The organism is Citrobacter sp. Cb031 (assembly GCF_030336725.1).
Classification (GTDB): domain Bacteria; phylum Pseudomonadota; class Gammaproteobacteria; order Enterobacterales; family Enterobacteriaceae; genus Citrobacter; species Citrobacter braakii.
Genome location: NZ_JAOWDA010000030.1, coordinates 1 through 6,501, shown reverse-complemented (window position 1 = coordinate 6,501; position 6,501 = coordinate 1). Strand labels below are relative to the sequence as shown.

Sequence of the window (6,501 nt, the reverse complement as noted above, 5' to 3'; positions counted from 1 at the left end):
GGTCGCGGCGCCGTACTGCGAGTTAGCGGCCGCCGCGCGGCCGGTTACGGGGGACACCGCACCGTCACGGCCAGCGCCCCACTGAGCTGCACAATCCACGGATAATGCAGGAGACGAATCATGATAGGAGGCTGAAGGGGAAATGAGCGGCAGCAGGGGAAGGGGTTGCCAAGCGGAGCGCGGAGGCCGCAGGCCGGAGGCGTCAGTGGCAGCTGCCCGCGTGAGCGGGGCGAGACGCGTAGCGGCTCGATGCGCAGCACAGCAGAACGGCCCCGGAGGGGTGACGTCCGGGGGTTCGCTTTTAAAGATTTTCGACCACATCAGTAAATCGTAGTGACACCATGAAGCAAAAGTATCGTGCAGACCAGAATCAACAACAGTAACAGCAGACCTTTTTTTCGACGTAATAAAACCGGCCCCAAAGCGCCCGCAAGAAGCACACTCAACACGATTTCCGTTATGCTAATCGTATTCATAATCTCTCACGTTTCCCTTTTTAGAACTCTGCCACACACGGATAAAACCTTATAACAAAGCAACAAAACCCGTTATTCAGACACGGTAATGCCTAGTTTTTTTGCCAGAATTTCAGATGACAAAGAAACCCTTATCGACTTCCCGGTTACAAGGTGAATGATTGTGGCTTCATGCCCTTCAACAGAGTGGGATATTAACTCACGCTGAATGATATGCGTCTCTCCATCATTTCCCGTCACGGCTATTAGGCTCTCTGTAGAACAGGGGTTGATACTACTAATGTTGGTGTTGTTTTCGGTTTTGTTCAGCATCGCTGATCCTCAAATATCGGTTTGTGTTACGTCTGCCGCTTTGCGCTGGATAAGCGACTTAAAGAAATCCGACGCCTTCAGAATATCGCTATCCTGGAAGTCGGGAAATGTCGCTTCTGTCAGCTCCTGCGCCGTACCTGCCCGTATAACGGTTTCATCGCGGATCATCGTTCGCTTAACGCCATCAGCCTGTTTTTTGCTGAAGGAGTGCCGGAAAATAATCGCGTATTGGCCGCCGCTATCCTGATGAACAGAAGTATCCCAGCGATGATTACCCTGTTTACGATAGTGGTGATAGATTTGCTGGCCGTAGCGCTCCTGATCGGAATTACGGTAATCGAACATTAACAGTTCCAAAAGCATTAACCGATCTGGCAATTGCCAGGCGGTAGGGTGTTGAAGTGTCGCTAACATAGTTTCCCCTGAGCGTGACAGTCACGATAAGGCGGGCTTTGCCCGCCTGGTTATCAGTTAATCAATGGCACGATAAATACGATTCTGGCTTTCGTTCTCCAGCGTATTAACGTACTCCCGCAACAGGTGATACCGGTTAGCCATCGTTTCGTTCAGTTCGGCTTTGCCTTCTTCATATGCCAGCCCGCAAAAGTAACTGTAGGCATACAGACAAACAATAATCCCTACTTCGCGCGCGCTGCATTCACCTTCAAAATAGTTAGGTAACGAGAGCCAAAGAGGTTGGGGCGCTTCCATAAAAAACGCGCCATTGCTGGCCTGAAGGTATTCCCAATACCCTCCCTGGTAGTCTTTAGCGTAACGATTCAGAAAGGACTGAATGAAGTGATCTGCGCTGAAGAAAGCGCCACGAAATGCCGCAGGCATGAAGTTCATGCGGGCGTTTTCAGAAATGTAGCGGGCGGTGATTTCGATAGTTTCCATGATACTTCCTCTTTAAGCCGATACCGGCGATGGTTAAGCGGCAGGCACATCACCTGCCACTTTTTAATTATCGTACAATGGGGCGTTAAAGTCAATACAAGTACGGATTATATTTACCTAATTTTATGCCCGTCAGAGCATGGAAGGCGACCTCGCCGGACTCCACCGGACACCGGGGGCAAATCGCCGGAAACTGCGGGACTGACCGGAGCGACAGGCCACCCCCCTCCCTGCTAGCCCGCCGCCACGCGGCCGGTTACAGGGGACACTGAGAAAGCAGAAAGCCAACAAACACTATATATAGCGTTCGTTGGCAGCTGAAGCAGCACTACATATAGTAGAGTACCTGTAAAACTTGCCAACCTGACCATAACAGCGATACTGTATAAGTAAACAGTGATTTGGAAGATCGCTATGAAGGTCGATATTTTTGAAAGCTCCGGCGCCAGCCGGGTACACAGCATCCCTTTTTATCTGCAAAGAATTTCTGCGGGGTTCCCCAGCCCGGCCCAGGGCTATGAAAAGCAGGAGTTAAACCTGCATGAGTATTGTGTTCGTCACCCTTCAGCAACTTACTTCCTGCGGGTTTCTGGCTCGTCAATGGAAGATGGCCGCATCCATGATGGTGACGTACTGGTTGTGGATCGCTCGCTGACGGCCAGCCACGGCTCAATCGTAGTCGCCTGCATCCATAATGAATTTACCGTGAAGCGGCTACTGCTGAGGCCCAGACCCTGCCTGATGCCGATGAACAAAGATTTTCCTGTGTACTACATTGACCCGGATAATGAGAGCGTTGAAATCTGGGGAGTGGTTACGCATTCCCTTATCGAGCATCCGGTATGTTTGCGCTGATTGATGTCAATGGCATGTACGCCAGCTGTGAGCAGGCATTTAGGCCAGATCTGGCAAACCGAGCAGTGGCCGTTTTATCCAACAATGACGGCAACATTGTGGCCCGTAATTACCTGGCGAAGAAAGCGGGCCTGAAAATGGGCGATCCGTACTTCAAAGTCAGACCCATAATCGAGCGTCATAACATCGCTATTTTTAGCTCTAATTACACTCTCTATGCCTCCATGTCGGCCCGGTTCGCGGCCGTAGTTGAGTCCCTTGCAAGCCACGTCGAACAGTATTCAATCGACGAGCTTTTTGTTGACTGCAAAGGGATAACGGCCGCCATGAGCCTTGACGCTTTCGGGCGCCAACTGCGCGAGGAAGTCAGGCGACACACAACGCTGGTATGCGGGGTCGGTATTGCCCGTACTAAGACGCTGGCGAAGCTGTGTAACCACGCTGCAAAAACATGGCCCGCTACTGGCGGGGTGGTTGCTCTGGACGATGGCGCCAGACTGAAGAAATTAATGAGCATCCTGCCGGTTGCGGAAGTCTGGGGCGTCGGCCATCGTACAGAGAAAGCACTCGCCACAATGGGGATCAAAACGGTGCTGGATTTAGCCAGGGCAGATACGCGCCTAATCCGTAAGACGTTTGGTGTTGTGCTTGAAAGAACGGTACGGGAGCTACGCGGCGAGGCTTGCTTCAGCCTGGAAGAAAACCCTCCGGCGAAGCAGCAGATTGTTGTATCGCGCTCATTCGGCCAACGCGTAGTAGCCCTGGCGGATATGCAGCAGGCGATCACCGGATTTGCAGCGCGCGCAGCTGAAAAACTGCGTAATGAGCGGCAATACTGCCGCGTCATAAGCGTCTTTATCCGCACCAGTCCTTATTCAGTGCGTGATACACAGTATGCCAATCAGGCAACCGAAAAACTGACGGTGGCAACCCAGGACAGCCGCACGATAATTCAGGCGGCACAAGCCGCGCTGGCGCGGATCTGGCGGGAAGATATTGCGTATGCAAAAGCAGGGATCATGCTGGCCGATTTCAGCGGAAAGGAGGCCCAGCTGGATTTATTCGACTCTGCTACGCCTTCAGCTGGCAGCGAGGCGTTAATGGCTGTTCTCGATGGCATAAACCGGCGTGGCAAGAGCCAGCTGTTTTTTGCAGGCCAGGGCATCGATAACTCCTTTGCCATGCGCCGTCAGATGTTGTCACCTGATTACACGACAGACTGGCGCTCGATACCAACAGCAACCATCAAATAATTACCGGCGCCGCACGCGGGCCGGTCAACCCCTCAACCGGCCGAAACGAGTTTCGGCGCGGTTTCGCGGTTTTCGGTAAAAGGCGTTTCATCTGTATAAAAGATCAGCTAAATTATGTGTATTGCACAATACATATATGTGAGGTTAACAGTGAATTTGCCTACGCCCGAAACCTACGATGAACTTCAGAGAGCCTACGATTTTTTTAATGAGAAGCTATTCAGCAACGAGCTGCCGCCATGCCTGATAACGTTGCAGCGTGAGAAGCGAACGTATGGCTATTGTTCCTTTAAGCGTTTCGTCGGCCGTGAGAGTGGGTACACGGTAGACGAGATCGCTATGAATCCGGTGTATTTCTCGATCAGAACCATAAAGGCCACGCTTTCAACACTGGTGCATGAGATGGTTCATCAGTGGCAATTCCATTTTGGCGAGCCTGGCCGCCGTGGCTATCACAACAAACAGTGGGCGGCCCGGATGGAACGGGTAGGACTAATGCCTTCTGATACCGGCGAACCGGGAGGCAGGAAAGTGGGCCAGAGCATGACCCATTATATTATTGCCGGTGGCCCTTTCGATATGGCCTGTGATGAACTGCTGACAGGCCATTTCCGGCTTTCCTGGATGGACAGGTTTCCGCCTTACCAGCCTAAGCCTGGCGCTGTGCTAAGCCCTACAGGAAAAGGCTATATTGACGACGAGGAAGATGATAGCGAACACGAACAGGAGGTGGAGGAAGGGCGCGACCCGGTTGAACTCGACGACGAGATCATAGAGGCCATGCGATTTGTAACCCCGCCGCCTGAAGCGCCGGTGAACAAAACAAACCGGGAAAAGTACAGCTGCCCGGTGTGTCATATCAATCTCTGGGGTAAACCGGGGATAGTGGTTTACTGTGGTGGCGAGCACTGTAATAAAGCCGCGTTAGTAGTCTTAAAATAAAGTCCTTTCGGACTTTATTTTTTTTCCATTTCCGAGGTCGTGATGTTATTAATGCTGTACTTCGCGGCTTCTTTTAAAACAGTTTCAGCAAGGCTTGCTGGTATCCAGACCTGAACTAATTTTAATGGTTCGCCGTTCTCGGCTTTAAGAGTGGTGTTCTGGTACAAATCCCAGATTCGCTTAACGGTGCTGGAAATGTTTTGCTTGGAACGGCCTACTCGCGTGGCTACGTCTGATGATTTCTCACCTTTGACAAGCACGGAATAGCCAATATCTGTTGTGATGTGTGCAAAGGAAGCCATTTGCGGCAGCAGCTGTTTCCATTCTGTTTCTGAAATTCTGTTTTTCTGAGCCATCTGTGGCGCCTCCGTAGTTTTGGTTACAGAAAGGATATACTCAGAATAAACTGGGGTCAATACAAGTACGATTTTTATAAACTTTATTTTATTTGAGGGTGAGGCCCGGTGCGGCAGCAGCGCGGGCCTCGATGGTGCCGCGAAGGTGCTGGCGCCATGCTTGGATTAAAACATGAACCGTGAAGAACTGCGAAACTTGTTTTCGCGGTTCTGAGGGGTTGACCGAGCCGCGAAGCGGCGCTGGTAAGCGATGATATGCACATATCCACAGGCATATTTTTAAAAGGTATTTTATAGATTTTTTATCTTTTTAAAGTCTTTTAGAGCTATATAACTCATTGATTTAAAATCATAAATAAGTGTTATCTCTGGGAATCCGCCCACCTTGTTATGGGAATTGGCCCACCTATCTATGGGAAACACCCCACCTTACTATGGGAATTAGCCCACCTTGTTATGGGAATTGGCCCACCTTAGACGAAACTGTAAAAAATGTATTTACTTGTTTGAACTTTGTGGTAGTGTGGAGAGTAATTTTTAACCCACAAAGGCAAGGCTCATGGATAAGTTGCTGAACAAAAAGATAAAAGTTAAGCAGTCTAACGAGCTTACCGAAGCTGCTTACTACCTCTCGCTAAAAGCAAAGCGCGTTCTCTGGTTATGTCTTATGCAGACGTATTTCACAGCTTCAGTAAGCGAAGATGATGATGAGATGGCTGTACTCGGTGACTCTACTTTCAAAGTAAAGGTGGCTGACTATGAGCAAATTTTTCAGGTAAGCCGTAACCAGGCTATCAAGGATGTTAAAGAAGGCGTGTTTGAGTTAAGCCGTTCTGCGGTAATCTTTTACCCGAAAGAAGGGAGTTTTGACTGCGTCGCGCGCCCCTGGCTAACAGAGGCTGGCAGCCGATCAGCTCGTGGTATCTGGGAAATCGAATTTAACCATAAACTCCTGCGGTACATTTACGGCCTGACGAACCAGTTCACCACCTACTCGCTCCGCGATTGTGGCAGTCTTCGAAATCCACGGACGATCCGCCTTTATGAAAGTCTTGCTCAATTCAAATCTTCAGGCTTATGGGTTACTACTCATGCTTGGTTAAATGACCGTTTCCTTTTGCCGGAATCCCAACAGAAGAACTTGGCAGAGTTGAAACGATCTTTCCTTGATCCTGCACTCAAGCAGATAAATGAGAAAACACCTTTACTTGCTAAGTATAGTATTGATGATTCAGGAAAATTTCTGTTCTCAATAATTGATAAGCAAAATCCCGTCTGACATAAATCAGCACACATGAGCCTGTCATTTGACAAATTTTTGTCATGAAGATGGGCGGATTCCCACACAGCACCGGCGCCCGGCAAGGTGGGCGGATTCCCACACGGCACCGGCGCCCGGCAAGGTGGGCG

The 6,501-nt window shown here is 50.2% G+C and carries 8 protein-coding genes; 4 read left to right on the top strand and 4 right to left on the bottom strand.

The genetic code is table 11. The features are described 5' to 3' along the window. Positions 1-548: 548 nt before the first annotated feature. The 3 genes from OGV93_RS12935 to ardB are packed head-to-tail and all read right to left on the bottom strand — an operon-like array spanning position 549 to position 1,685. Positions 549-788: a hypothetical protein gene (locus OGV93_RS12935; protein WP_000932975.1), complete on the bottom strand. Its 240-nt coding sequence runs from the start codon at positions 786-788 to the stop codon at positions 549-551. 9 nt (positions 789-797) lie between these two features. Beyond that, positions 798-1,202: an antirestriction protein ArdAB regulator ArdR gene (gene ardR, locus OGV93_RS12930; protein ID WP_000881513.1), complete on the bottom strand. Its 405-nt coding sequence runs from the start codon at positions 1,200-1,202 to the stop codon at positions 798-800. A gap of 57 nt (positions 1,203-1,259) precedes the next feature. Then, complete coding sequence (ardB, locus tag OGV93_RS12925) at positions 1,260-1,685, bottom strand: antirestriction protein ArdB (RefSeq protein ID WP_000447669.1); 426 nt, start codon at positions 1,683-1,685, stop codon at positions 1,260-1,262. A gap of 414 nt (positions 1,686-2,099) precedes the next feature. Here ardB and mucA point away from each other — a divergent pair, with 414 nt between their 5' ends. The 3 genes from mucA (at position 2,100) to OGV93_RS12910 (ending at position 4,735) form a co-directional block, all read left to right on the top strand. Then, positions 2,100-2,540, top strand: a complete 441-nt coding sequence (mucA, locus tag OGV93_RS12920; protein WP_000861760.1) for a translesion error-prone DNA polymerase V autoproteolytic subunit MucA — start codon at positions 2,100-2,102, stop codon at positions 2,538-2,540. Next, positions 2,528-3,793, top strand: coding sequence for a translesion error-prone DNA polymerase V subunit MucB (gene mucB / locus OGV93_RS12915; RefSeq protein WP_001749980.1), 1,266 nt, complete (start codon positions 2,528-2,530; stop codon positions 3,791-3,793). Before mucA ends, mucB begins: the two co-directional genes overlap by 13 nt. Positions 3,794-3,943: 150 nt before the next feature. Beyond that, positions 3,944-4,735: a SprT-like domain-containing protein gene (locus tag OGV93_RS12910; RefSeq protein ID WP_001452808.1), complete on the top strand. Its 792-nt coding sequence runs from the start codon at positions 3,944-3,946 to the stop codon at positions 4,733-4,735. A gap of 14 nt (positions 4,736-4,749) precedes the next feature. On the opposite strand, the gene ardK is transcribed toward OGV93_RS12910, so the two are convergent. Then, on the bottom strand, positions 4,750-5,091 hold the full coding sequence (ardK, locus tag OGV93_RS12905) for an antirestriction protein ArdAB regulator ArdK (protein ID WP_000057569.1): 342 nt from the start codon (positions 5,089-5,091) through the stop codon (positions 4,750-4,752). A gap of 559 nt (positions 5,092-5,650) precedes the next feature. Between ardK and OGV93_RS12900 the strand changes: the two genes are divergently transcribed. Beyond that, positions 5,651-6,370, top strand: coding sequence for a replication initiation protein (locus tag OGV93_RS12900; RefSeq protein ID WP_001749982.1), 720 nt, complete (start codon positions 5,651-5,653; stop codon positions 6,368-6,370). Positions 6,371-6,501: the final 131 nt, after the last annotated feature.

What these genes read in the sequence shown, in the direction of transcription:
- ardK (WP_000057569.1), bottom strand. Translation starts at nt 5,091, where the DNA reads ATGGCTCAGAAAAACAGAATTTCAGAAACAGAATGGAAACAGCTGCTG.
- mucB (WP_001749980.1), top strand. Translation starts at nt 2,528, where the DNA reads ATGTTTGCGCTGATTGATGTCAATGGCATGTACGCCAGCTGTGAGCAG.
- OGV93_RS12900 (WP_001749982.1), top strand. Translation starts at nt 5,651, where the DNA reads ATGGATAAGTTGCTGAACAAAAAGATAAAAGTTAAGCAGTCTAACGAG.
- OGV93_RS12935 (WP_000932975.1), bottom strand. Translation starts at nt 788, where the DNA reads ATGCTGAACAAAACCGAAAACAACACCAACATTAGTAGTATCAACCCC.
- ardB (WP_000447669.1), bottom strand. Translation starts at nt 1,685, where the DNA reads ATGGAAACTATCGAAATCACCGCCCGCTACATTTCTGAAAACGCCCGC.
- mucA (WP_000861760.1), top strand. Translation starts at nt 2,100, where the DNA reads ATGAAGGTCGATATTTTTGAAAGCTCCGGCGCCAGCCGGGTACACAGC.
- ardR (WP_000881513.1), bottom strand. Translation starts at nt 1,202, where the DNA reads ATGTTAGCGACACTTCAACACCCTACCGCCTGGCAATTGCCAGATCGG.